This window comes from Shewanella halifaxensis HAW-EB4 (assembly GCF_000019185.1).
Taxonomy (GTDB): Bacteria; Pseudomonadota; Gammaproteobacteria; order Enterobacterales; family Shewanellaceae; genus Shewanella; species Shewanella halifaxensis.
The window spans coordinates 825,154-850,175 of sequence record NC_010334.1 but is presented as its reverse complement, the minus strand read 5'-3'; the positions used below and the strand labels follow the sequence as shown (position 1 = coordinate 850,175).

The following is a 25,022-nucleotide window of genomic DNA, read 5'->3' as shown; positions in this document are numbered from 1 at the left end:
AAAATTCATCGCACCTGTTTAATATTGGAATTACTTAATTTAGCCTATAAAAAGAGAATAGATCATGGTTAATCATTATGTGGGTTCAGAAGTTGGTCAATTACGCAGTGTACTACTGCATTATGATAATCTGGCATTTGAACGGTTAACGCCATCAAATTGTCACGAGTTATTGTTTGACGATGTGCTTTCCGTAGATAAAGCCGCAGAAGAGCACAAGCAATTTGCAACTATATTAGAGCAGCAAGGTGTTAATGTTTTATATTTAAATAAATTATTAGCTGAAACGTTAGCATTACCAGAAGCTCGTCAATGGCTACTCGATACTCAGCTCAGTAATTATCGCTTGGGAACAAGTTTAGCGAGCAGTGTAAAATCTTGGCTTAGTGAATTACCCAATGAGCAGATAGCTAAATATCTTACTGGCGGTTTGGCTTATAATGAAATTCCGGAGCCATTTTTTAAACCTTTGTTCGATTCTTATGACTGGGAACATTTTATTCTAAAGCCGCTTCCTAACCACCTATTTACTCGTGACACATCGTGCTGGATTTATAATGGGGTCTCACTTAACCCTATGGCTAAATCTGTCCGTCGTCGTGAGTCAAATAATTTAAAAGCCATTTATCGTTGGCACCCACTGTTTGAAAAACAAAATTTCAATTACTACCTAGGTAATGAAAACGTGAACTACGATAACGCCACTATTGAAGGTGGGGATGTATTAATTATTGGGCGTGGTGCGGTTTTAATTGGGCTTTCAGAAAGAACCTCACCGGAAGGTATTGAAGCATTAACACGTTCATTATTTAAAACAGGCCAGGCAACTAAAGTCGTGGTGCTTGAATTACCCAAAGATCGTGCTTGCATGCACTTAGACACAGTATTAACTCAACTCGATATCAATGTTTTCTCGGCCTATCCTGCCGTTATTAATGATTCAACACGCTGCTGGACACTCACCCCAGGTGTTAACGATAAATTAGATATCAAAGAGGAAGCGGGATATCGGCAAGCAATAATGAGTGCATTGAGTTTAAGTGATATCAAAGTCATTACCACTGGCGGCGATATATATGGTCAGGAGCGTGAGCAGTGGAATGATGCCAATAATATGCTGACTATCCGTCCAGGTGTTGTTGTGGGCTATGAGTGTAACACTCTAACGAATGATAAATATGCAGAGGCCGGCATTGAGGTACTGAGTTTTCCAGGAGATCAACTCGGCCGAGGAAGGGGCGGTGCCCGTTGCATGAGCTGTCCACTCGAACGTGACAATATTTAATTAACTGATTGTTCACTTATTTATTTACTTATATTAGTTAGGATATTAAAAATGACAAAACCGACTCTTGTTGTTGCCCTTGGTGGCAATGCCCTGTTACGTAGAGGCGAACCTCTAGAAGCTGATGTTCAACGCATAAACATAGCATCTGCCGTTAAAGCTATTGCAGCACTCACGGCAGATTGGAATGTAGTGCTGGTTCATGGTAATGGACCACAAGTTGGTCTACTGGCTTTACAAAATTCTGATTACAAACAAGTGAAGCCTTACCCACTGGATATTCTGGTTGCAGAAACCCAGGGGATGATCGGTTATATGTTACAGCAAGAGTTACAAAATGCGCTTCCAGAAATATCCATTGTAACAATGCTAACCCAAGTTGAAGTAAACAGTAAGGATCCGGCCTTTTTGATGCCAACTAAATACATCGGCCCAGTCTACGACAAAGTGGAAGCCGACGTATTATCAATTGAAAAAGGCTGGGAGTTTAAAAATGATGGTGATTATATCCGTCGGGTTGTGCCATCTCCAAAGCCGCTAAATATTATTGAGTCCGCAAGTATTAAGCAATTAATCAGCCATGGTAGTTTAGTTATTTGTGCTGGGGGCGGTGGAATACCTGTAGTCCGCAAAGATAAAAAACTGCTAGGTGTTGAAGCTGTGATTGATAAGGATCTCTCTGCAGCATTTTTAGCGGAACAGATAAACGCCGACGCCCTATTAATTTTAACTGATGCTGACGCAGTTTATATTAATTGGGGAACGGATAAGCAAATGGCATTGAGTAATGCCCAACCGGAACAGCTGGAAAAAATGGAATTCGACGCGGGCTCTATGGGACCAAAAATTAATGCCGCATGTGAATTTGTTAATGCCACAAAAGGTAAAGTGGGGATCGGTTGCCTTGCCGATGGTTCGCAGATTTTAAAAGGTCTTAAAGGCACATTAATTACCGAAAAACCTGTTGCTAAAAAAAATAACATCAAGCTTTAAAGTGCGTTAAATTTCATCTCAGTTAATCCAGCAGACCATTTCTCTGCTGGAATTAAAATCTCAATATTATTAAGGATATTAATCATGGCTTTTAACTTAAAAAATCGTAATTTTCTAAAATTATTAGACTATACACCTGCTGAAATCATGTTCCTGCTTAATTTATCAATTGATCTTAAAAAAGCCAAGTACGCTGGCATTGAGCAAAAAAAACTAGCGGGTAAAAACATAGCACTAATTTTTGAAAAATCCTCAACCCGTACCCGCTGCGCTTTTGAAGTAGCAGCTTTCGATCAAGGTGCATTCGTGACGTATCTTGGCCCAAGCGGTTCGCAAATCGGCCATAAAGAATCCATGAAAGATACCGCCCGAGTGTTAGGCCGTATGTATGATGGCATCGAATACCGTGGTTTTGGTCAGGAAATCGTAGAAGAGTTAGGTCAATATGCAGGCGTTCCTGTTTGGAACGGTTTGACTGATGAATTCCACCCAACTCAGATCTTGGCTGACTTTATGACCATGATGGAGCATTTACCAGGCACTCCGTTAAACAAGATCAAGTTTGCCTATATGGGAGATGCACGCTTCAACATGGGGAATTCACTGATGGTAGGTGCCGCAAAAATGGGCATGGAGATCCACTTAGTAGCGCCTAAGGCATACTGGCCAGATGAGAAGTTAGTCAGGGAATGTCTTGATATAGCAGAAACAACCGGTGCCAAGATTGTGCTAACCGAAAATGTTGAAACCGGTGTTGCAGGTATGGACTTTATCTACACCGACGTTTGGGTCTCTATGGGTGAGGCAAAAGAAGCATGGGCTGAGCGTATTCGCGTAATGACACCTTATCAGGTGAATATGGACGTGATTAAGCAGACAGGTAATCCTCAAGTTAAGTTTATGCACTGCTTACCCGCATTCCATGATGAGCATACCACTATGGGTAAAGAGATCGAACAAACCTATAACATGAAAGGCTTAGAAGTCACCGATGACGTGTTTGAATCCCATCATTCAATCGTATTTGATGAAGCTGAAAATCGCATGCACACCATTAAAGCTGTGATGGTGGCCACATTAGGGGCTTAATTCACTAAGGCGCTAAACAAGAGTCAATTTTAGCGCCATTGCTAACATATGTTTAGACGTAATAGAGCGTAAAGCAGGTTCGGGCTCCTTAACTCCGCATCGTTTGCGACTGAACCTGCCAACTAAATCAATATAAATACGTTGTTACAAAAGGATGAATATAAAATGAGTAGCGATATCATAAAGCTTTCAAGAAACACTGAAAATGCACCAAAAAATGCTGTATCGACACAGACTGTCGCTTTTTCTCATTACAATAATATTTCAGCTCAATTACCTATCGATCCTAAAACGGGTGAAATTGTAATTGGCTGTATAAAAAATCAAGCGAAGCAATGCTTAGCAAATATTAAAGCAATTGTAGAGAGCATCGACCACGTTATGGACGACGTCGTTAAAATCAATATATTCGTTAAAAATATCTCAGATATTGATCATATAGACGAAATTTATACCGAATTTTTCCAAGGCCCCCTTCCTACACGGACGGTCGTTGCAGTTGCAGCCTTACCAATAAATGATGCTTTAGTGCAAATTGATGCACTTATCTCAAACGGAGAAGGTACAGCTCCACAAGCCCCCTGTGCTCTGGTTAAAGTATCAAGAAACACAGCCAATGCACCTAAAGGCTTATATTCGCAAACTGTCGCATTTTCTCATTATAATAATCTTTCATCTCAATTACCTATCGATCCAAAAACAGGTGAAATGATAATGGGGGGGATAGAAGAACAGACTGAGCAGTGCTTAAACAACATTAAAGCGATTTTGGAAAGTATCGACCACGTTATGGACGATGTAGTAAAAACAACCATATTCGTTAAAAACATCTCGGATATTGAAGCTGTAAACAAAGTTTGCATGAAATTTTTCCCAAGCTATGTTCCTGCACGGACAATAGTTAACGTTTCAGCTTTACCTATGGATGCTTTAATACAAATTGATACTGCTGTGTCACATGGAGATGGTACCCCACCACAACTTCCTGAAGATACCCGTCTACTTATCATAGAAGCAAGCAATACGGAACATGCACCAAAAGTGCCATACTCACATACTGTCGCATTTTCTCATTACAATCATATTTCAGGTCAACTACCTTTAGACCCGAAAACTAATAAAATAATCGTTGGTGATGTAGCAGCACAGGCTAAACAATGTTTAAAAAATATCCAAGAAATTGTGAAAAGTGTCGATCACGTTATGGACGATATCGTAAAAATAAATCTTCAACTTAAAAATATTGCAGATATTGATGTTGTAAACAACGTTTACAACACATTTTTTAAGAGTGATCTTCCTGCAAGAACAGTCATTGGCGTTTCAGCTATCCCTATGGATGCTTTAATACAAATTGATGCCGTTGTTTCTAATTGTGAAGGTACACCGCCATAGACATGACAGGCATATGATTACTGATGGGTAGTCTTCAGTCTTTGTAAGTTGAATTCAACTTACAAAGACTTGGGTTGAGTTTTATTGTTAATAGTTTAAATGACGATCACATGATAAAAATCAGCCCATTTAAGCTCAATCCCATCAACACCAAAACGCGCAACCTAATAGATTTTCCATAATAAAATCAAGAAAATACATTATTAACTTTCAACGGAATATTTAGGAGCGCACACTATATTGAACTCGAGCAGAATTCCATTAATAGTGAGCATGATTTCGATATCTATCTAGATGCTTATGCATAAAATGCTTAAATAACAAAGGTAAAAATAGACTACACGTTACAATAGAGAGTTTCAGTTCATTATTAGAGAGGAAACAACCTAGATTAGAGCACTGACTTAGATAACAACGGGTTTATTTTTGGACACCGTAAAATAAACTTAAATTACCAGTTGCTTATTTAAATAAATACAACAAAACATATAGTCACTATTAATCAAAGATATCAACAAGAAAAGCAACCACTATTCAAACACATGAACACAATATTCAAATTAAACCCAACAGACAACCGATTAAATAAGTTCGAGGTTATTTGTAAAGGCATTATTACATATTGCAATAGAAACGATTAAGTTTCATTTAACTAAACCTCTCTATCGAGTAACGCTATGACTTAGACACAGGGTATAGCAATATACTCTCATAACAGTGTTTTTGATAAGTGAGCAGAAAGTAACATTTACATTTTATAAGGATTCACCATGAACTTTTTAAAAAATGCAAAACATGTTGGTTTTGCCAGTGCTTTCGGGGCTGCAACCCTAATGGGGTTAGTTGGTTTTTTTGCCCGAAATATTGATGCACAAGGTGATGTAATTGCTTTTTCTAGAATGCTATTCGGTATGATACTTTTTTTTATCATTCTAAAATCTTTAAATCGAATCGGAGACTTGAAAAAATATAAACTATCACCTTCCATGGTATTTAGTGGTATATTTATGGGTGTATGCTTATCTGCTTATGTTGCATCAACTCAGCTCACGTCAATAGCAAATGCAGTTTTCTTTATCTATATTGGCCCTATCATCTCGACTGTGTTAGCCATTATTTTTTTAAAAGAACCTCTTAAGCCTATTACCATATTCTCAATAGCCTTTGTATTCATTGGAATGATGTTTATTGTTGGGTTAGTCCACTTTACACCAGAGGGTATTTCATTTGGCATGAGTTTCTCAAAAGATACTTTCATCGGTGATATGCTTGGTTTAGCTTCTGGTGTTGGTTATGGTCTCTTTTTATTCTTAGGAAGATATAGAACTGAGGTCCCCGGTGATGTTCGTTCATTCTGGAATTTTTTATTCGCACTAATTGGTATTTGTTCTCTATTTTTATTTACCAATCCTTCCACTTCACAAATGACAAGTAGTGATTGGGTATGGTGGATAGGGATTGGTTTAGTCTGTGGTTTCGGTGCACTATCTCTTTGTACCATTGCAACTAAAAATCTATTAGCAGTTGAATTTGCTTGTATCTCATATTGGGAATGTGTAGTCGCTTCAATTATTGGTATTCTCGTATTCACTGAACCACTGTCAGGAGTGCAGATGGTAGGCGGTTTACTGATTATTATTGGAGGGGTAAGTGAAATGGTCGTGAGTTTGCTACAAAATACCAAGAAAAAAAGATTGGCAGCAAGTCTATAATAATCCATCACAAGAAGCTGGATAACTTATGATATCTCATATTAGTTCACTGACTATTGAGCCTAATGTATCAAATGATACTGAACAGACAACTTTAAAGCGAGCTTCAACAGCTTGCTTTATTGGTAATTTCGTCGAATGGTTTGATTATGCATCATACGGCTTTTTAGCAACCATTATTGCTGTATCATTTTTTCCTAATTACGATACAACTAGCGCCCTAATGGCTACTTTTGCTATTTTTGCTATTTCATTTATTGTTCGCCCCCTTGGAGGGATATTTTGGGGGCATATTGGTGACAAGATTGGTAGAAAAACAGCACTTTCAATGTCGATTATCATTATGTCTTGCGCCACATTTTGTATTGCCTTACTACCTGACTATAACAGTATAGGTATAATGGCACCTCTCTTGCTGTTAGTTGCCAGAATGTTTCAAGGATTTTCAGCTTCAGGCGAATATGCTGGTGCAGCAACATTTCTAACCGAAATCGCTCCTAAGGAAGAAAAAGGTTTCTATGCTAGCATAGTCCCAGCCAGCGCTGCAGCAGGACTGTTATTTGGTTCGATATTTATATCTATCCTATATGCATTTCTATCATCAGCACAATTGCATGAATGGGGATGGCGCATCCCATTTTTATTAGCTGCGCCATTTGGATTAATTGGTTTATACATTAGAGTTAAGATTGAAGATTCACCACAATTTGTAAAATTTAAAGAAGAAAATAAAGAAAAACAATCACCAATTCCATTACAAGTAATATTAGCACATCATAAGAAGCCATTACTATTAGGTTTTCTTGTGACTAGTTTGAATGCATTGGGATTTTATTTATTACTTAGTTATATGCCAACGTATATGACAGTACATTTAGAGGTAAAAGATACTACGGCTTTCGCAATATCATCGATAGTATTAGCTTTCTACATTTTATTTGTTTTTAGCATTGGTAAGTTGTCCGATAAATTTGGCAGGCGAAAATTACTTATGTTAGCTTCGCTTTGTTTCATATGTTTGTCTATCCCAATATTTATCATATTAGAATCTGCAAATATTTTTCAAATGACATTAGTATTAATTTTATTTAGCGCCTTTCTAGCATTAAATGATGGCTGTTTATCTTGCTATTTATGTGAGCTGTTCCCAACTAACGTCAGATACACTGGATTTGCTCTATCATTTAATAGTGCTAATGCCCTATTTGGAGGTACTGCACCATTTATCGCTACAACTTTAATTGCAGTAACAGGATTAAGTTACGCCCCTGGATTTTACTTAATGTTAATTGCATTGATGACATTTATTGCAATATTCAAATCGTATAAACAATGACACTTAAGGAGTAGCCCTGTTCTACAGCAATCTAGCTGTACCTGAGAGGACTTATTCATTACTTTTTTGCATTGAGCTCTCAGTTTGTGACAAAACCGACACTCGGCTATACGAAGCGAGTAATATTCACCTCGTTCTACGCATCGAAATAGAAGACTTACTATATGACTAATACTATTTATAATAAAAATATAATATCGATCTCTGATCTGTCTCGTTCAGAACTTGAGCTTATTGTTGCCACAGCAAACGAATTGAAACAAAATCCACGTCCTGAATTATTGAAAAATAAGGTTGTCGCAAGTTGTTTTTTTGAGGCTTCGACGCGTACTAGGCTATCTTTTGAGACTGCAGTACAACGGCTAGGGGGAAGCATTATTGGCTTTCCGGATGGAGGTAACACTTCATTAGGCAAGAAAGGTGAAACCTTGGCCGATTCGGTACAAGTAATTTCTTCCTACTGCGATGCTTTCTTTATTCGTCATAATCAAGAGGGTGCCGCTCGCCTTGCGAGTGAGTTTTCATCGGTACCCGTTATTAATGGAGGGGATGGTTCGAATCAGCATCCGACTCAGACCTTGCTCGACTTATTCAGCATTTATGAAACACAAGGTACCTTAGAGAAGTTACAAGTGGCTTTTGTCGGTGATCTAAAATATGGTCGCACGGTACACTCTTTAACTCAGGCCTTATCCCTTTTCGATTGTGAATTTCATTTTGTTGCTCCTAAAGCACTATTAATGCCGGACTATATTATCGATGAACTTAAAGAGAAAGGATGCAAATATACTCTGCATGAAACGTTAGATGAAATTATGGATAGCCTAGATATCTTGTATATGACTCGTGTACAGAAGGAACGTTTTGACGAAACTGAATATCAACACTTAAAATCTAGCTTCATTCTAACTGCAAACATGCTTAAGGGTGTGAAAGATAATCTAAAAATCCTACATCCTTTGCCTAGAGTCGATGAAATCACCACTGATGTTGATAGCACACCTTATGCATATTACTTCCAACAAGCAAAAAATGGTGTATATGCCCGTCAAGCTCTACTCACCTTAGTTTTAACAAATGAATTTGGAGACCTGTGATGAAAAAACATCTCAAGGTAGAAGCTATTGAACAAGGTACTGTAATCGATCATATTTCATCCGGCCAAGGTATCAAAATATTGAAATTTTTTGAACTCAGTAAAGGGCTACAACGCGTTACAATAGGCTTGAATTTACCGACTTATAGTGGTGGAAACAAAGATTTGATCAAGATAGAAAATACAGTATTTGATCAAAAGGAGGCTAATCAGCTATCTCTATTCGCGCCACAGGCCACCATTAACGTGATCGAAAACTTCGAAGTTGTTAAAAAGTTTAAGCTGGCATTACCTGAACAAATATCAGGTGTATTAACCTGCCCTAATAGTAACTGTATTTGCCATAACGAACCTGTTGATAGTCGCTTTAGCATCAGGCAAGAGCCCGTTGCAGTGAAGCTAAAATGTCACTACTGTGAAAAATCATTTACAGCTACATCCTTTCAAGAGCTGCGCTAATAGCTAATCAATCAGCCTTTATCACTTATCAAATGAAGGCCGCGATTTCTATATCGTGGCCTTTTATTTGGGTCGACACCCAAGGGCGAGTCTATAGTTTTCAATACTAACCAACACACAGGGACTAGCTTGAAGAGTCAGTTGCTTATAAGCCTCAGGCTCTCACACAATCCGCCAAGGTCACCACTGAAATGGGCAACCAATATAAGCAACTGGCACCAAAAGAAAGAAAATAGATAGAACCAGTTAGTAAACTTCGTCGAAGTAATCAAACGATTTCCAACAAATTCTCTTTGCCACTTCTAAACTTTCCCAGCAAAGCTTGATCTTCCCCCGTATTAATTAAATGCAGGCAGTGCTAATGTCACAAATTCAATATTAATACATAACTTTAGCTACGGTAATTTTTTTGAATTGATGAGATAAGCATTTATGCCTACAAAGATCGTTTCTAATACTCCCAAGTTCGTTGTATTTGATTTGCAAAAATTATCCGCAACACAGCATATGATTTTTGGTGCTGATTATGTGTTAATACGCCCCAAAACAACGGGATGTACTTTACACCTGACTAATGCTCATTACCGACTTAATATTGGACAGATTGTCCTGCTTGCCCCCTTTAACCCATTCCGACTTTCTCTAGATACCAAATCATCGTATCGTAATAAAACTTTGGATTGTGATGTACTGCACTTCAGATTAAATGGGATGGGATTGACCTTCATTGACAGTCAGCAGTTCGCTAAGGTGAAGTCTATGTTGGAGAACGCCAGATATGGATTATTATATGAAGGGGAGCAAATAACTGAAATTGGTAAAGTATTCAACCTGATAGACAACTCCTTTGACTTTTCTCAGATATTGAACATTCTCGGTATACTCGACAAATTATCCAAACACGAACCGATGAAATGCCTACTGAAAGATCATATTGAAATAAACCATGTCAAAAAGATTGAAGATAAACTTAATACATGCATTAGCTATATTCAAGAACACCTTACTGAACCACTAACGGTCGCAATGGTAGCTAGCCACATATACATGGGAGTGAGTACCTTCTCACGCTTCTTTAATGCCAATATGAGCATTACCTTTTGGCAATATGTTATTGAACAGAGAGTTAGACGATCGGCAAGGTTACTGGTTAAAACCGACAACTCCATTTCCTATATTTGTGCAGAAGTAGGGTTTACGTCGATCTCGAGTTATAACACTAAGTTTAAAGAGCTAATGAAACTTACACCAAAACAATACAGAATTAATCATATGGATATGAGAAGTGGGATAGAAACATCTTGTATAGTAGAAACACAAATTAACAAGCATGTTGCATTAATCCCGACTAGATCTGACATATCAACTTAATTAGTGAGGAATGCTCACTTCCTATGACTTGAAAGACTATAAGCTTCTGGCTGGTGTCGTCAGAGGCGTTAAATTCAAAATGGGGGGATTACCTCAGGACTGAGCCATTACAGCTGAAGAGGCTAAACTAAGCATTTTACAGGCATAAAAAAACCTGCTCGATGGCAGGTTGCTTTGTTGATAATGGTACCTGAGGACGGACTTGAACCGTCACTTCTTTCGAAATCGGATTTTGAATCCGACGTGTCTACCAATTCCACCACTCAGGCATTATCAACAATACTCAAAGAAATCTTCTCGACCTCAGTAAGTGAACGGAATTATACCTACCAGCTGATGAATGGCAAGCACTTTGAATTGAGTTTTGTATCAACTGGGTGTTTTTCACACTCAAAGGTCTATAAGCGCTCACTATACACACAAAGGCATGAGCTATCGATTAGCGTCGCTGCCTACGCAGAATTAGCAAAACATGATTTACAGCACACCCATTAGCAATAACCACTCATTTATTTAACAACTTAAACCGTTTTTGACTAAGATCAAAAAATACACAGCCACTGAAGTGTATGGTTAACTGGAATTAAAAAGAAAGAGGATTTCGCAAATGGCATTCTGGTTAGATTTGATGTTTGGCAATCCAATAGGGTTACTTTCAATGATTGTTATCTTCAGTACGATTGGCATCATCTCGTATCTAATGTGGATGTTCTATACCATGTCTGCGGATCCCGAGAATTAATTTTCGATATTAATACTAATGCAGGGGGCTATGTGCCCCCATTTTTTTGTCTAAATTTCGTATGTATTTACGCTGTGATGGCTAATTGCATATTAAGCGGCATGCTTTCGCGGAGTGACAAAGCTGTTGACGAAATGTGGCCTAGCCTTAATCAAGTTCTTCATATCTTCAGGGCTTGGCTCTCCTACTGGAAAACGCAAAACTTGACGATTAAGGTGAACGCGAGCACGCATTGAAATCTTAAAATCTGCAGTCGATCCTTGGATGGCGTAGTGCTTCTGGTTACCTAAGTGCTCCAAAATACCTGCCTTCAATAAACTTTTAACGGCAGTCTCTTGCTCTGGTAAGGTTAATATCGTTTCACCTTGTAAGAAAAACTCCCTTAATAGGGCCCTCTCCGTCGGATCGAGCAGCTTTACTTTTTCCTCAATAATTTCAATGGAACGCTTATCACTTAAGTGGCTAATCGCCTCATCTAGGAAATAATTTAAAATCTGTGTCAATAAAAAGGCAGCACCAATGATTAAACCTAAACCAATAAAGTGTGCATGCTGTTGAGAAAAGTCATTAAGGCTTAATGAGGTCAACAAAGCTTTAGGGGCAAATAATAGTGCAGCACACGCCAGTGCAAGCCATAGCATTGCTGTAAAAATCATTTTTTTTACCGACATCATTTTAAAAGAAGATAGTTTTAAAGCCACTTTTTGCATACCCGTACCCAGTGTCAGAAATCTGTTCCTGCCCAGATAAAAGCAAAAATAGTGCCAATATTCACACTGATATAGTGTTAATTTAGCGAGTTTAAGGCGATAGAAAATAAACAGAAAATAAAAAAGGCGTCCTATGGACGCCTCTGCAATACAGAGCTGTTGTTCTAATTTCTGTCAATTAACGCCTTTTATTTAGCGTTCGCCTTAGCAGCAAGCTTGGTCAGTACCCGACTCGTCGCAACAAAGCCAAAGGTTCCTGTCACTACGGTGACGGCTCCAAAGCCAGAGGCGCAATCCATTCTCATACTGCCTTCAGCCGTTGCCTTGGTACTGCATACAGTGCCATCGGCTTGTGGGTAAACCAGCTGCTCAGTGGAGAATACCGCCTCGATTGAAAAGCGGCGAGCCACATTCTTAGAGAAGTTATATTCACGTCTTAATTGGTTACGCACTTTTGCCAATAAAGGGTCCTGATAAGTCTTAGCTAAATCAGCAACCTGAACTTGAGTCGGGTCCATCTGGCCGCCAGCCCCACCCACGGTAATAATGGGTAGCTTTTGACGCTTACACCAGGCAATTAAAGCTGTCTTGGCCTTAACTGCATCGATACAGTCCACCACGTAATCTATGCTACCGCCCTGTTTTTTCCCCTGAAAATATTCAGATAAGTTTTCAGGGGTAATGAAGTCTTCTACCTCATTAACGATACACTCAGGGTTAATTTGTTTTAGGCGCTGCGCCATCACCTCGACCTTAGACTCGCCGATGGTGTCTTTTAACGCGTGAGCTTGCCTGTTGGTGTTAGTCACACAGATATCGTCCAGATCGATGAGGGTGATCTGTCCGATACCACTTCTTGCCAAAGACTCCGCCACCCAGGTGCCAACACCGCCGATCCCAACAACGACCACATGGGCCTGTGCAAAAAAGCTTAAAGCGTGTTGGCCATATAAACGACCGATACCTGCGAAGCGATTCAAGTAAGCGTCTGACAAGGTGTGATTATTCAAAATGATACTCTATGTAAAAAAGTCAAAAATATAGAAAGCGAAACCGCGTATAGATTTTATCTTAAAAGCTGGCAAAACTCTAAAAAATTATACCGCACCACTGAAACATTTGTGAACGATTCTAAATGAAAGCACGCGTTAGACACCTGACTTGTATCAAGCGTTAATTTGCATGCAAGCTATTGTTTAATAGCGGTAAATGCATACGACCAATATCACGCATTTTCCAGTAAACGTGATAGACATCACAAACAAAAAATCTCATTCCGTGCAAGAATCCACCCCGACAAATACAGCTTCACTCTTGTTGGCCCACGATATAGGGCTAACGATTATTGATAGCCTGCAAACTCAAATAGCAATTCGCTACAGGAAGATAAAAATGAAAAAAACTGTTCTGTCTGCCACCATTATTTCAGCACTAGCCGCCACCTCTTTTACAGCACTAGCTGATGGCCCCAATTTCTATGGCCGTGCCGATCTTGCCATCACTAACTCTGACATGGGCATTGCAACGCAAAACCAAAAGTCAGGTACTGTTATTGAGAACAACTTCTCATGGTTGGGTGTGAAAGGTACTGAAGCGATCAACAGCGAGCTTGAAGTGGTTTATCAGATGGAGTTTGGTGTAAACAACTTCGATAACTCAGGCAACACTTTCTCTGCTCGTAACACCTTCCTAGGCCTTAAGTCTGCTACTGCAGGTACTATCCTAGTGGGTCGTAACGACACCGTATTTAAAGCTTCTGAAGGTGGTTTCGATATTTTCGGTAACACTAACTCAGATATCGACCTATTCGCTGCAGGTCAATCTCGTAACGCCGATGGTTTCACTTACTACTCGCCAAAAATTGCCGGCCTAGTGACATTAAATGCTACGTATTTAATGGACGATAACTATGCTCAAGAAGTTGACGGCAAGAAAGTTGACACCGACAACATGTATGCCCTAAGTGCAACGATTGGTGATAAGGGCTTAAAAGCCCAGAACTACTATGTTGCAGCTGCATATAACGACAGCATAGATAACGTTAAGGCTTACCGCGGCGTGGCTCAAGTTAAACTTGGCCAGGTTATTCTAGGTGGTTTCTACCAAAACAGTGAGCACGTTGACAGCAAGTACGCCAACCTTGAAGGTGACACTTACTTCGTAAACGCTGCATACGTTATGGGTGACCTAAAGCTTAAAGCTATGTACGGTAGTGACGACTCTGGCTTAGGTAAGTATGTTAGCCGCTATGTCGGTAGCGTTGACGGTGCCACACTAGAAAATGTTAGCGATGTCGATCTACAGCAGTTCAGCGTGGGTGCTGACTACCGTCTAAGCAAAAATACCTTAGTATATGGTCACTACACTAAGTACGATGGCGACATAAAACTAGCTGGTGCAACGCAAGATCTAAGTGATGATATCTTCACTGTTGGTATGCGCTTCGACTTCTAATCTATTGGTTAGAAAGTTAAATAAGCTTTAACAAATAGACTTTAAAGGCAGCACTAGCTGCCTTTTTTAATTTTGTGGTTCGTCTAAAATCAAGACTCCCCCCCAAAAAAAATTAAATGCCAAAGTACGACTTTTAATAATGCTCAATGTTGAAGGCGGCAATTTTATAGATGATTTAATTTTCGGCATGAGCAACTCGCCAACACACAAGGCTTTTACAACAAAAACACAACATTTACCCTCTTCTCTCTCATTTTCGCCTTATAACCGTCACCGGCTAATTTTTCAACAGCAGTATAAGCGCAGAAACAAGCCATTTACAGCCTTAGTAAATACTAAATAAGCAGGGCACTTTATAGTTACAACCTGCGGAAATACTCCTTTAGGGATACATTTAAGTAGTTATTTCCAGAGAAGATACCAAATAAACAACCAAACTTCTCCAAACATCACAAAAAAGTAGCAATTACATGCTTGACCATTGAAAACATGATCTAGTCCACAATTTCAAATCCACAAAACTGTAATATCTAGCCCCACAATTGTTGTGAGCTAGGATGCTTGTAGCAAAAACAAAAGTTTATGCAATAAACCATAAGAAACGAATAGGAACTTAGGTTCTGGGAGCAAATGATATGAAAAAGACACTAATCTCTGCATCAGTGGCATCAGTTTTAACCCTAGCTTCTTTCGGCGCGCTAGCCGATGGTCCTGGCTTTTACGGCCGTTTAGATCTAGCCGTAACAAACTCTGATACAGGTGCAACAACTCAAAACGGTAAATCAGGTACTGTTTTCGAAAACAACTTCTCTTTCGTTGGTGTTAAAGGCACTGAAAGCCTAACTAACAACATCGACGTTGTTTACCAGATGGAGTTCCAAGTTGAGAACACAACTAACTCTGGTGAAACTTTTAAAGCACGTAATACTTACCTAGGTCTTAAGTCTCAAGCAGGTACCGTACTTGTAGGTCGTAACGATCACGTATTCAAGCAGTCTGAAGGCGGCGTTGATATCTTTGGTAACACAAACGCCGATATCGACCGTCTAGTTGCTGGCCAAGACCGTGTTGCTGATGGTATCTGGTACTACTCACCAAAGATTGCTGGTCTAGTAACATTGAACGCGACTTACCTAATGGAAGACAACTACATCGATGCTGATGATAAAGATGCAGTTGCCTCTTATGACGCACAGTATGCACTAAGTGCAACTATCGGTGACAAGAAACTTAAAGAGCAGAACTACTACGTTGCAGCAGCTTATAACACTATCAAAGGTATCGATGCATACCGTGGTGTAGCTCAAGTTAAGTTAGGTGACTTCAAAGTAGGTGGTCTATTCCAGAACACTGAAAGCCAAACAACTGATCAAGAAGGTAACTCTTACTTCGTCAACGTTGCTTACAACCTAAACGGCGTTAACCTAAAAGCTGAATACGGCATGGACGAAGGCGGTTTCGGTAAGTACTACCAAAACTCTGTACCAAAAGTTGATGGCAGCAAAGTAATTGGTACTGATATCAACGTTCAAGTGATCACTGTCGGTGCTGACTACAAGATCTCTAAGTCAACTATGGTATATGGCCACTATGCTATGTACGAAGGCGACCATAAAGTTGCTGGTAACAAATTTGACCTAAAAGATGACAACGTATTCACCGTTGGTCTACGTTACAACTTCTAATCGATTGAGTCATCAGACTCTATAACGATTTTAAGCCATAAAAAAGCGACCTTAGGGTCGCTTTTTTGATCTGGTTAGATGATGAGAGAAGGTTCGAGGACGCCCTTCGGGCTACTAGGACGTTCGCAAGCTCACTGCTAGAGCGGACTGCGTCCTGATTGTCGCTTTTCCGTAAGCGAAGCGTTCCGTTATCGTTGAGCGAAGCGTTCGCTAGGCCGCAGGCCGTTCTGCTTTTATCGTCTTAGCTTTTCCGTCTTTGCCTTTGCTAGTACCTAGGACCTGCTTTTCCTAGAACCTTCTTGTCAGCCTTTTCGAATTAACCTATAGACCGATTCAGTCAACCAGGAAACCTGCTTTTTAACAAAACGAGGGTTATCTCTGAGTACATCTTCACTCGCGAGACGTTCAATCTTAAAGTCTTGGCTTAAGTTGGCCTGAACCCAATCATCAGATACCGCAAAAGGCGGACCATTTAACTCGGCTTGGGGGTAATCTAAGGTGATCAATAAGCCCACACTATTAGCTGGAATGAGCTTAGCAAGCTGACGCGCATAGGCTAAACGCATCTCCTCGGGCCAGGCGATTAATGCCGCACGATCATAAAAAGCTGTCGTACTAGGCATCTCAGCAACATCAAGGCTAAAGATATCCCCCTGATAGATGGTCACCTGCTCGGTATGGAAACGCTGATGCTCTGCAAGCTTAGTGACATCAAAGGCAAGTGCGTTTTCTCGATAAAACTGCTGCACAGCCAGCTCGTTTAACTCACAACCCAAAACATCGTGACCTTGCTCAGCCAAAAAGCACATATCTAAAGACTTACCACAAAGGGGAACAAAAACCTGAGAATCGGCGTCAAGTTCAAGCTGTTGCCAGTATTTTACAAGAAGGGGGTTTACCGCACTCAAATGAAAGCCTATCTGCTGGGCATCCCATTTTTCATGCCAAAAACTTGGCTGCATATTCAAGATCCATATCAAAGAAACCAAGGTATGACCGAGTACTTGAATAAAATTAGGAGAGGAGCTAGCAAGATCTCACTAAAAGAAGTGATGACTCAAGACTGGGTATACCACTATGGCCTTCACTCTATAGACAGAGTTGAGCAGAAGCAAAAATAAATGCGGTTCACTTAAAGTACTCACTCCAAACTAGACACTCATTTACACATTGAGCACTTGTTGCACTTTCTTTAACCATACACAGTTTTCACATTCACATTGGCGACGGGATAGGTGATGTGGAGTTAAACTCGAATCAATAAAATCAACCGCAACTAATAGCTGTTGCTTCAGATCTGCAACCGACTTTCTCTCAACGGCAATCGTTTCATCGTTATGATTCATCCAAGTACATTCCATACCCTGGTGGCAATTAATACACTCCATATCGGTGTGATTAAAGAACCCAGCATGGGGACAGTAGTTCAGCTCCATTGACTGAAGAATTCGACGCCTAGGGTATTCAAGCAATTCAATTAACTGTGTTTTATCCAATCCTGACATAGCCACCTCTGGTTGATATCCAAGCCTTTTACCTGGCTTATATCATTTATACTAGTACGAGTTAAAGATTACCCTCCTCTTATTCCTGCAGGTTTGATGTGTATCAATATCTCACCCGAAAATATTGGCTAGGTGTGACCCAGATAGGCTTTTTACACCTTAGCTGCAAGCTTCATTATTCTATGGCCTTGGACTTTATTACAGCTTATTGATTTAATGGGGTTAACAAAAGAGGGATCTCACTTGCAAACACCAGAACTCCAACACTTTTACATATCAGAAGAGCAATCTGTCTACCTGCTGGGTGCGCAAGATGCCCGTAAACATAGAGCTTGGATCCGCCTGTGTAAACAGCAGCTCGGTAAGTTAGGATATCAAGAGCTAGAGCTCGTCGGTAAAGGCGCTTATGGATTTGTGTTTGCAGGAGTCAATAAGTCTGGACAGGCTCATGTGTTTAAGTTCTCCCGCTTAACCTTACCGCAGCATATTCAAGATAGGCTTGAAGAGGAAGCCTTTATGCTTTCTCAGGTGATCCATCCTAATGTGCCACCGGTAATCAAGTTTGAACATGTAGGTAAGCAAGGGATCTTGGTGATGGCAAGGGCTCCAGGCGAAGACCTCGAACGGCTTTGTGTCAGAGTCGGCGCTCTGCCCGTTGCCATGGTGATGAATATTGCCCGCCAACTCGCAGCCATCTTACAATACCTGCATCACGGTAGACCGCTCATTCATGGTGATATTAAACCGTCAAACCTCGTCTATGACATTAACACCCAACACCTCTCCCTGATTGATTGGGGCTCGGCGGTATTTGCACAGCGAGACACCCAAGGTAACCCCGTTAATGGCAATGTGATGGACTTGATGTCGAGCGATCAACAACACACTAATGCCCGCATGGGGGATGTATATTTTATTGGTGAGGAACAACTTAATGGCGCCCTCTCTAGTCCAAGATTTGATGAACAAGGCGTTGCAGCCACCCTTTACGCTTTAGCATCGGGGCAAGCGAGCCGTTTCGGCAGTAAAGTAATCCCGGCTACCAGTATCGGCTTGCCAATCGAGCTAGCTCGAACCTTAGATGGCATGCTCAGCGATGACCCACAGCAACGCAAAAAAGCGGGCGATTACTTCTTAAAAAGTATGGCTCACAGCCACCGTATGCACCTGCCAGAAATTGACACCACACCGCTCGTTGCTGAAATTCCGGTTTGGAATCTTCCTAGAGATAAAGAGGTTGAGACCGTGAGCTACAGCTCGCGAAAATCATTTCTAAAAGAGCACAATGGTGACGATCCCATAGCCAAAATGGATGATCTACAGTTAGAAAAATACTACCGCAATTTTATGGCGGGAATGGGGGATACTGAAAAAGGTTTTATTGCAGCGGTTGGCCGCCTAAGCCAATATGCTATTGTTGGCGGACTGGCGATTCACTGGCGTGAAACCGGTGTGTTTATCGACTCTAACTTGGCTATTTATAAGGCTGAACAAAAACATGCTATTACGGTTGCCGTCAACAATATGGTGACGCTTGCTCGTGGTATTCGCCGCATTGGCGTATTTAAAGCCTGCTTCTTTAATGCTCGCGACACCTTGCACATCGAACGCCAAGACAGCACACAACCATTTGTGACTGGCTGCGATCTCCAGCTCCCCTTTGAGGTGGGTAATGTGCCATCGCTTGAAGATAAATCACGACTACATTCCTACTTTGAAGATGGCCGCGATCCAGAAGAGAACTTAGAGTTACCAAAAGAGATCATGACCGAGCTTGGCTGGATAAACCAGATCCATCATACCGGTTGTATCATTTTTGAAGTGCTGCCCAATCACATGAAGATCCACAGCTACTTGCGCTTACTTAACCCCAGAAAGCAGGCCGCTTTTCGTGCCAGCTTAGATAGGATCTTAGCCCATGTAGATAAGATCCAAGGCAAAGGGGTGTCAGGCTTTATGAAACTGCCTTATAAAAACACCCGTAAATTTAACCTGATAGAACGACGTGCCGACCACTTTTACCCTCGAAACCCTAAGCAATTAGAGCATGAACAACCATAGCGTTAGTGCTTTGGCAGTTGTTTATCGTCGGACTCTTTATCCGTTTTACGGGTAACGGTTTCGCCCTCAAAGGTCGATCCCTTTACTTGATGGCTCTCTGGGCGCTTATCACTTGGGTCGGCTTTACGTTCAAAGTCACCATCGAAAGTATTACCTTGATCAAAGGGTGACTGACCACTCTCATTTTCAAATGGATGTTCAAATGGGTTTTTTCCTTGTGGCCCCATTCCAGCACCAAAGCCTGGGCCAAAACCTGACTGGAAACCACCTTTTGCCTGCACTTTATGCTGCATACGTTTATAGAAGAACCTAGCAACAGGAATACGCATAAACGGTGTGAGTAGCAATAGACCAATAAAGTCGGTTACAAAACCAGGAATAAGCAACAGTAAGCCTGCGACCGCTAACATCATTCCTTCAACAATCTCTTGGCCTGGTGCTTCGCCACGAGCCAGCTTCTGCTGCACTTGCATCAAGGTGCTAATGCCTTGGCTGCGCACCAAAGACACACCGACTACGGCAGTAAAAAGAACCAATGCGACCGTTGTCCAGCTGCCTAACACTTCACCCACGCGGATCAGTACTGATAGCTCCATCACAGGAACTAAAACAAAAATTAATAACAAAATAAAAAACACACTGACCTCACATTTTTTGCTGGTGATGAAAACTAAATTGGGGTAACTCGGTCTATTTTCAAGTAGCTGCCTGTTGAGAGACTGCAATTACCTGCTGTTAGCCTGTAATTAATAGTATAAATCCTAACAGGTGCCTCAATTAGGAGACTAATTGTAAGCAAAAACTACTGGCATCACTATTTTAGCGATGCCTTAATGCAAGCCTAAGTTAAAACACGTAAAGTATCGATTAGCTTTTTAAAGCCGTTCGCCTTATTGATAGCCATTGTACCTTGATTGGCATAATACAATAGTTGGCTTAATACAATTTTAATCTGTTGGACAATAGAAATAGTTTAATGCAAAACGAATTTTTGTTAGTGATCACCAGCTGCCCCAGCGAGGAGCAAGCCAAAATTCTTGCTCGTGAGCTGGTTAAAAACAAGCTTGCTGCCTGCGTACAGATCTCTCAAGGGATCACCTCCGTATATGAGTGGCAAGGAGAGCTGTGTGAAGAACAGGAGTTCAGTTTGCAAATTAAATGCTTAGCGCAGCATTACAGTGCTATAGAGCACACACTCTCTAAGCTGCACCCCTATGATGTACCCGAGCTAATTGCAGTTCCTGTTACCCAAGGACTGCCAGCCTATTTTGATTGGATAAAAGAAACTACACAGCCATGAAAAGAATCATAAACCTGTTTTTAGCCTCACTACTGCTGCTTACGCCACTGGCGCACGCTGACGGCATTTTCAGTAGTAATAAGTTTGACTTTTTAAAGGGTGAGCCAGAGCTCATGCCTGTCGACCAAGCATTCGTGTTCGACTTTAAACAGCAAGGCGATAAAGTAAAAATTAGCTGGGTCATTGCCGACGGCTACTATATGTACCGCGACAAACTTAAATTTGAAGCCGCTGATGGCGCCGTTTTAGGTGAAATAGCGCTACCTCAGGGCAAGCCTCATACTGATGAATACTTTGGCGAGCAAGAGGTTTACTACTCTTATGTAGAGATGCCAGTTGCGATTAAAGAAGCCAGTGCTGGCAGTAAATTATATGTCACCTTTATGGGCTGCGCCGAGGGCACACTCTGTTATCCGCCAACTAAGAAAACGGCCGAGTTAACGGAGGTCATCGCTAACGACGGCTTGCTTAGCGATACAGACAAAGCCTTAGACGCATCAGATGCCACAGCCAATGAAAGCGCAAAGGCACCAATTACCCAACAAGATACCCTAAGCGCTATGCTATCAGGCGACAGCCTTATCTGGACCTTAGTTATCTTCTTTGGTCTGGGTGTCGGCCTTGCGCTAACTCCTTGCGTGTTCCCTATGTATCCAATCCTATCAGGGATCATCGTCGGTCAAGGTAAGAAGCTTTCTACCGCAAAAGCCTTCAGCCTATCTATGGTTTATGTCCAAGGTATGGCTATCACCTACTCGCTAGTGGGTCTTATCGTTGCCTCTGCAGGCATGAAGTATCAAGCGGCGCTTCAGCACCCTGCAGTACTTATTGTGCTAGCGATACTCTTCTTTGTTTTGAGTTTATCTATGTTTGGTCTGTATGACCTGAAACTGCCTTCTAAGTGGCAGGAAAAGATGAATTCATTCTCTAACAACCAAAAAGGTGGCAATGTCATAGGCGTGTTCGTCATGGGCATTATCTCTGGCCTAGTAGCGTCACCTTGCACCACCGCGCCACTGTCAGGTGCGCTTATCTATGTGGCGCAAACGGGCGATCTACTCCAAGGCTTCTTAGCCCTTTACGTGCTCAGTATGGGTATGGGTCTTCCGCTACTGATTATTGGTACCTCTGGCGGTAAGCTGCTACCAAGAGCCGGTCGCTGGATGGACATCATCAAGACTTTCTTTGGCTTCCTACTCATCGCCGTATCAATTGTGATGTTAGGTCGAATTTGGCCAGGCTTTATCTCAGACTTACTTTGGTCAATCTGGGGAATTACATTAGTCGGTTATCTGATGCACCAGAACAAACTTACCGAGTTTAACTGGAAGCAGACCACTCGCTCGGTATTACTGATGTTAACGCTACTCGCTAGCTTCTCTTATGGTATGCAAGCGGTTATGGCTAAGCTGGGTTTTAGCTCTCATACTGCGGCAATCGCCGGTAGCGAAGCCCAAAGCCACGGTTTTAAGCGCATTAAGTCATTAGACGATCTAAATACTGAAGTTGCTGCAGCCAGCGCTGAAGGAAAGACTGTCATGCTAGATCTTTATGCTGATTGGTGCGTTGCTTGTAAGGAATTTGAGGCTATCACCTTTAAAGATCCGCAGGTGTTAGAGCGCATGAATAAGATGGTAATACTGCAAGCCGATGTCACCAAGAACGATGATGTCGATATCGAACTACTCGAACACTATGACGTGCTGGGCTTACCAACACTATTGATGTTCGATGAAAACGGTGCGATTCGTGACGATCTTCGTGTAACAGGCTTTATGCGACCAAAGGCCTTTGCCGAGCATTTAGATCACTTAGTTAACTAAGTCGTTATCGCAAGTCTAAGCTTATCCCTAGAAGCCCGGTTTATCAGTGATAAACCGGGCTTCTCTTTAACCGTCCCTAGCTCACAACGCAGCTAATAACCATTAAATTTAATCACAATTTTCAGTTCAACTTCATAAATTTCTTATACAATGGTGCATCACTATACCCTGGAACCTGGGTATCTATTTTATTGAAAAGGAGCATCATGGAACCCGCTATACTCATTATCACCTTAGCCTGCGGTATGTTAGTTAGCCGCGTGGGACTGCCCCCCTTAATTGGCTATCTTGTTGCGGGATTTGTGCTGTTTTTGTTCGGTATTGAAGAGTCCAGTTTGCCTATGCTGGAGCAACTTGCCAACCTAGGTGTCACGCTACTGCTCTTTGCCATTGGTCTTAAATTAGATCTGCGCAGCTTATTTAAAGCAGAGGTTTGGGCAGGCTCCAGCCTTCATTTAATCGGTTCAATGCTCTTTTTTATCCCACTGCTGAAACTGCTGGGTATATTAGGGCTTGAACAGCTCACTGGCCTAGAGATAGATCAGCTAGCGCTACTTGCCTTTGCATTGAGTTTTTCCAGTACGATTTTTGCGGTAAAAATACTGGAAGATAAAGGTGATATGCAGTCACTTTATGGCCGAGTCGCTATTGGTATCTTGATTATGCAAGATATCTTCGCCGTTGCTTTCTTAACTATCTCTAAGGGCGATATTCCCTCATATTGGGCACTAGGCTTACTGTTACTGCCGCTAGCAAAGCCTCTCATATATAAAGCCTTCGATCGCGTTGGCCACGGTGAACTGCTAGTGCTATTTGGCTTAGTGATGGCACTCGTGATGGGAGCGGGCCTATTTGAGCTCGTCGGTTTAAAGCCTGATCTTGGTGCGCTAGTCATAGGTATTTTACTGGCGGGGCACCCTAAATCATCAGAGCTGGCTAAATCACTGTTTTACTTTAAAGAGCTATTCTTAGTCGCCTTCTTCTTAACCGTTGGCCTCAATGGCTTACCCACCTTCTCCGATATCGGCTTAGCTGCGATTTTAGTACTAATAGTACCGATTAAAGTCATTCTATTTATGTACTTGTTAACTCACTTTAAGCTGCGTTCTCGTACCGCATTAATGAGCTCGTTTAGCTTAGGTAATTACAGCGAATTTGGCTTAATCGTTGCGGCAGTTGCGACCTCAAAAGGTTGGCTTCCACCACAATGGATGGTTATTCTCGCTGTTGCACTCAGCTTTAGCTTCCTGTTTGCCGCGCCGCTCAATACCGCATCTAATCGTTTATATCAGAAATTTCAAAGCAGACTCAAGCGACTAGAGAAACCCCCTCTGCACCCAGAAGATAGGCCTATACCTGTAGGCAACCCACGCTTTTTAATCTTAGGTATGGGCCGTATTGGTTCTGGTGCTTATGATGAGCTTAGAGCCCGTTATGATGGTGAGATTTTAGGTATTGAACATAAGCAAGAATTAGTGGATTTCCATATAAAGGAAGGCCGAAACGTGGTGCAAGGTGACGCCTCCGATACCGATTTTTGGGAAAAGCTCGATAGAGCCCCTAACCTCGAATTGGTGTTGCTGACCATGCCTCACCACGTGGGTAATCAATTTGCGGTTGAACAACTTAAGCTACTGGATTACCAAGGAAAGCTCAGCGCCATCGTTAAATTTAAAGAAGATGCTCAATCACTTAGCGAGTCAGGGGTGCATAGTGTCTATAACCTCTATGAGGCTGCAGGTGCAGGTTTGGTTGAACATTTAGTCAAAGAGTTGCTAGCCCCAAGTGGTACCGCACCAGATAACCCCAATGCAATTAACCATCAAAATGAAGCTAAAATTCCTGCAGACACTGATGTTATCAAGCATCAAACTGAAGCTAAAACTCCTGCAGATACTGATGTGAGCAAGCAGAAAAAACAAGCAGATAACACCGATACTGCAAATGTTACCAAGCATCAAAATGAAGCTTGAACGGTTGATATCTCGCAAAAAAGCTGATTGTAT

General features: G+C 41.4%; 22 protein-coding genes and 1 tRNA gene. 17 read left to right on the top strand and 6 right to left on the bottom strand.

Annotated elements, in window-relative coordinates:
- Nucleotides 1-64: 64 nt before the first annotated feature.
- The 9 genes from SHAL_RS03530 to SHAL_RS03490 all read left to right on the top strand — a co-directional run bounded on the left by SHAL_RS03530 (nt 65) and on the right by SHAL_RS03490 (nt 10,736).
- Nucleotides 65-1,285 carry an arginine deiminase gene (locus tag SHAL_RS03530; protein ID WP_012275818.1) on the top strand — a complete coding sequence of 407 codons (1,221 nt, stop codon included), beginning with the start codon at nt 65-67 and terminating at the stop codon, nt 1,283-1,285.
- Between the two features lie 51 nt (nt 1,286-1,336).
- The gene (gene arcC, locus SHAL_RS03525) at nt 1,337-2,278 is read left to right on the top strand and encodes a carbamate kinase (RefSeq protein WP_012275817.1); all 942 of its coding nucleotides are present in this window, start codon (nt 1,337-1,339) and stop codon (nt 2,276-2,278) included.
- Nucleotides 2,279-2,362: 84 nt separating this feature from the next.
- Nucleotides 2,363-3,367 (top strand): ornithine carbamoyltransferase, encoded by a 1,005-nt coding sequence (argF, locus tag SHAL_RS03520; RefSeq protein WP_012275816.1) that lies wholly within the window; start codon nt 2,363-2,365, stop codon nt 3,365-3,367.
- A gap of 165 nt (nt 3,368-3,532) precedes the next feature.
- The gene (locus SHAL_RS03515) at nt 3,533-4,762 is read left to right on the top strand and encodes a RidA family protein (RefSeq protein ID WP_012275815.1); all 1,230 of its coding nucleotides are present in this window, start codon (nt 3,533-3,535) and stop codon (nt 4,760-4,762) included.
- A gap of 770 nt (nt 4,763-5,532) precedes the next feature.
- The gene (locus tag SHAL_RS03510; protein ID WP_012275814.1) at nt 5,533-6,474 is read left to right on the top strand and encodes a DMT family transporter; all 942 of its coding nucleotides are present in this window, start codon (nt 5,533-5,535) and stop codon (nt 6,472-6,474) included.
- Between the two features lie 28 nt (nt 6,475-6,502).
- The gene (locus tag SHAL_RS03505) at nt 6,503-7,810 is read left to right on the top strand and encodes an MFS transporter (protein ID WP_012275813.1); all 1,308 of its coding nucleotides are present in this window, start codon (nt 6,503-6,505) and stop codon (nt 7,808-7,810) included.
- Nucleotides 7,811-7,974: 164 nt separating this feature from the next.
- Nucleotides 7,975-8,907 carry an aspartate carbamoyltransferase gene (gene pyrB / locus SHAL_RS03500; RefSeq protein ID WP_012275812.1) on the top strand — a complete coding sequence of 311 codons (933 nt, stop codon included), beginning with the start codon at nt 7,975-7,977 and terminating at the stop codon, nt 8,905-8,907.
- Complete coding sequence (gene pyrI, locus SHAL_RS03495; protein ID WP_012275811.1) at nt 8,907-9,365, top strand: aspartate carbamoyltransferase regulatory subunit; 459 nt, start codon at nt 8,907-8,909, stop codon at nt 9,363-9,365. Before pyrB ends, pyrI begins: the two co-directional genes overlap by 1 nt.
- 432 nt (nt 9,366-9,797) lie before the next feature.
- Nucleotides 9,798-10,736 carry a helix-turn-helix transcriptional regulator gene (locus SHAL_RS03490; protein WP_041415825.1) on the top strand — a complete coding sequence of 313 codons (939 nt, stop codon included), beginning with the start codon at nt 9,798-9,800 and terminating at the stop codon, nt 10,734-10,736.
- Nucleotides 10,737-10,920: 184 nt separating this feature from the next.
- Here the strand turns inward: SHAL_RS03490 and SHAL_RS03485 are convergent.
- Nucleotides 10,921-11,005, bottom strand: a tRNA-Leu gene (locus SHAL_RS03485).
- Nucleotides 11,006-11,343: 338 nt separating this feature from the next.
- Here SHAL_RS03485 and SHAL_RS22495 point away from each other — a divergent pair.
- Nucleotides 11,344-11,478: a DUF3149 domain-containing protein gene (locus tag SHAL_RS22495; RefSeq protein WP_012275809.1), complete on the top strand. Its 135-nt coding sequence runs from the start codon at nt 11,344-11,346 to the stop codon at nt 11,476-11,478.
- Nucleotides 11,479-11,570: 92 nt separating this feature from the next.
- On the opposite strand, the gene SHAL_RS03475 is transcribed toward SHAL_RS22495, so the two are convergent.
- Complete coding sequence (locus SHAL_RS03475) at nt 11,571-12,188, bottom strand: superinfection exclusion B family protein (protein ID WP_012275808.1); 618 nt, start codon at nt 12,186-12,188, stop codon at nt 11,571-11,573.
- Nucleotides 12,189-12,376: 188 nt separating this feature from the next.
- Nucleotides 12,377-13,198: a tRNA cyclic N6-threonylcarbamoyladenosine(37) synthase TcdA gene (gene tcdA / locus SHAL_RS03470; protein WP_012275807.1), complete on the bottom strand. Its 822-nt coding sequence runs from the start codon at nt 13,196-13,198 to the stop codon at nt 12,377-12,379.
- A gap of 382 nt (nt 13,199-13,580) precedes the next feature.
- Here tcdA and SHAL_RS03465 point away from each other — a divergent pair, with 382 nt between their 5' ends.
- A complete protein-coding gene (locus SHAL_RS03465; protein ID WP_012275806.1) occupies nt 13,581-14,642 on the top strand; it encodes a porin in 1,062 nt (353 codons plus the stop codon).
- Between the two features lie 635 nt (nt 14,643-15,277).
- The gene (locus SHAL_RS03460; protein ID WP_012275805.1) at nt 15,278-16,327 is read left to right on the top strand and encodes a porin; all 1,050 of its coding nucleotides are present in this window, start codon (nt 15,278-15,280) and stop codon (nt 16,325-16,327) included.
- Nucleotides 16,328-16,629: 302 nt separating this feature from the next.
- On the opposite strand, the gene SHAL_RS03455 is transcribed toward SHAL_RS03460, so the two are convergent.
- A complete protein-coding gene (locus SHAL_RS03455; protein WP_012275804.1) occupies nt 16,630-17,289 on the bottom strand; it encodes a thiopurine S-methyltransferase in 660 nt (219 codons plus the stop codon).
- Between SHAL_RS03455 and SHAL_RS23010 the strand changes: the two genes are divergently transcribed.
- Nucleotides 17,269-17,448 carry a hypothetical protein gene (locus tag SHAL_RS23010; RefSeq protein ID WP_150102053.1) on the top strand — a complete coding sequence of 60 codons (180 nt, stop codon included), beginning with the start codon at nt 17,269-17,271 and terminating at the stop codon, nt 17,446-17,448. The genes SHAL_RS03455 and SHAL_RS23010 overlap by 21 nt on opposite strands.
- Before the next feature lie 42 nt (nt 17,449-17,490).
- Here SHAL_RS23010 and SHAL_RS03450 read toward each other — a convergent pair whose 3' ends face one another.
- The gene (locus SHAL_RS03450) at nt 17,491-17,832 is read right to left on the bottom strand and encodes a hypothetical protein (RefSeq protein WP_012275803.1); all 342 of its coding nucleotides are present in this window, start codon (nt 17,830-17,832) and stop codon (nt 17,491-17,493) included.
- A gap of 243 nt (nt 17,833-18,075) precedes the next feature.
- Between SHAL_RS03450 and SHAL_RS03445 the strand changes: the two genes are divergently transcribed.
- A complete protein-coding gene (locus tag SHAL_RS03445) occupies nt 18,076-19,893 on the top strand; it encodes a protein kinase domain-containing protein (RefSeq protein WP_041415822.1) in 1,818 nt (605 codons plus the stop codon).
- Between the two features lie 2 nt (nt 19,894-19,895).
- Here SHAL_RS03445 and SHAL_RS03440 read toward each other — a convergent pair whose 3' ends face one another.
- Complete coding sequence (locus SHAL_RS03440; protein ID WP_012275801.1) at nt 19,896-20,531, bottom strand: FxsA family protein; 636 nt, start codon at nt 20,529-20,531, stop codon at nt 19,896-19,898.
- A gap of 338 nt (nt 20,532-20,869) precedes the next feature.
- Here SHAL_RS03440 and cutA point away from each other — a divergent pair, with 338 nt between their 5' ends.
- The 3 genes from cutA to SHAL_RS03425 all read left to right on the top strand — a co-directional run bounded on the left by cutA (nt 20,870) and on the right by SHAL_RS03425 (nt 24,989).
- The gene (gene cutA / locus SHAL_RS03435; protein ID WP_012275800.1) at nt 20,870-21,193 is read left to right on the top strand and encodes a divalent-cation tolerance protein CutA; all 324 of its coding nucleotides are present in this window, start codon (nt 20,870-20,872) and stop codon (nt 21,191-21,193) included.
- Complete coding sequence (locus tag SHAL_RS03430) at nt 21,190-23,016, top strand: protein-disulfide reductase DsbD (RefSeq protein ID WP_012275799.1); 1,827 nt, start codon at nt 21,190-21,192, stop codon at nt 23,014-23,016. The genes cutA and SHAL_RS03430 overlap by 4 nt, the downstream gene beginning before the upstream one ends.
- 206 nt (nt 23,017-23,222) lie before the next feature.
- Nucleotides 23,223-24,989, top strand: a complete 1,767-nt coding sequence (locus SHAL_RS03425) for a cation:proton antiporter domain-containing protein (protein ID WP_012275798.1) — start codon at nt 23,223-23,225, stop codon at nt 24,987-24,989.
- Nucleotides 24,990-25,022 lie beyond the last annotated feature (33 nt).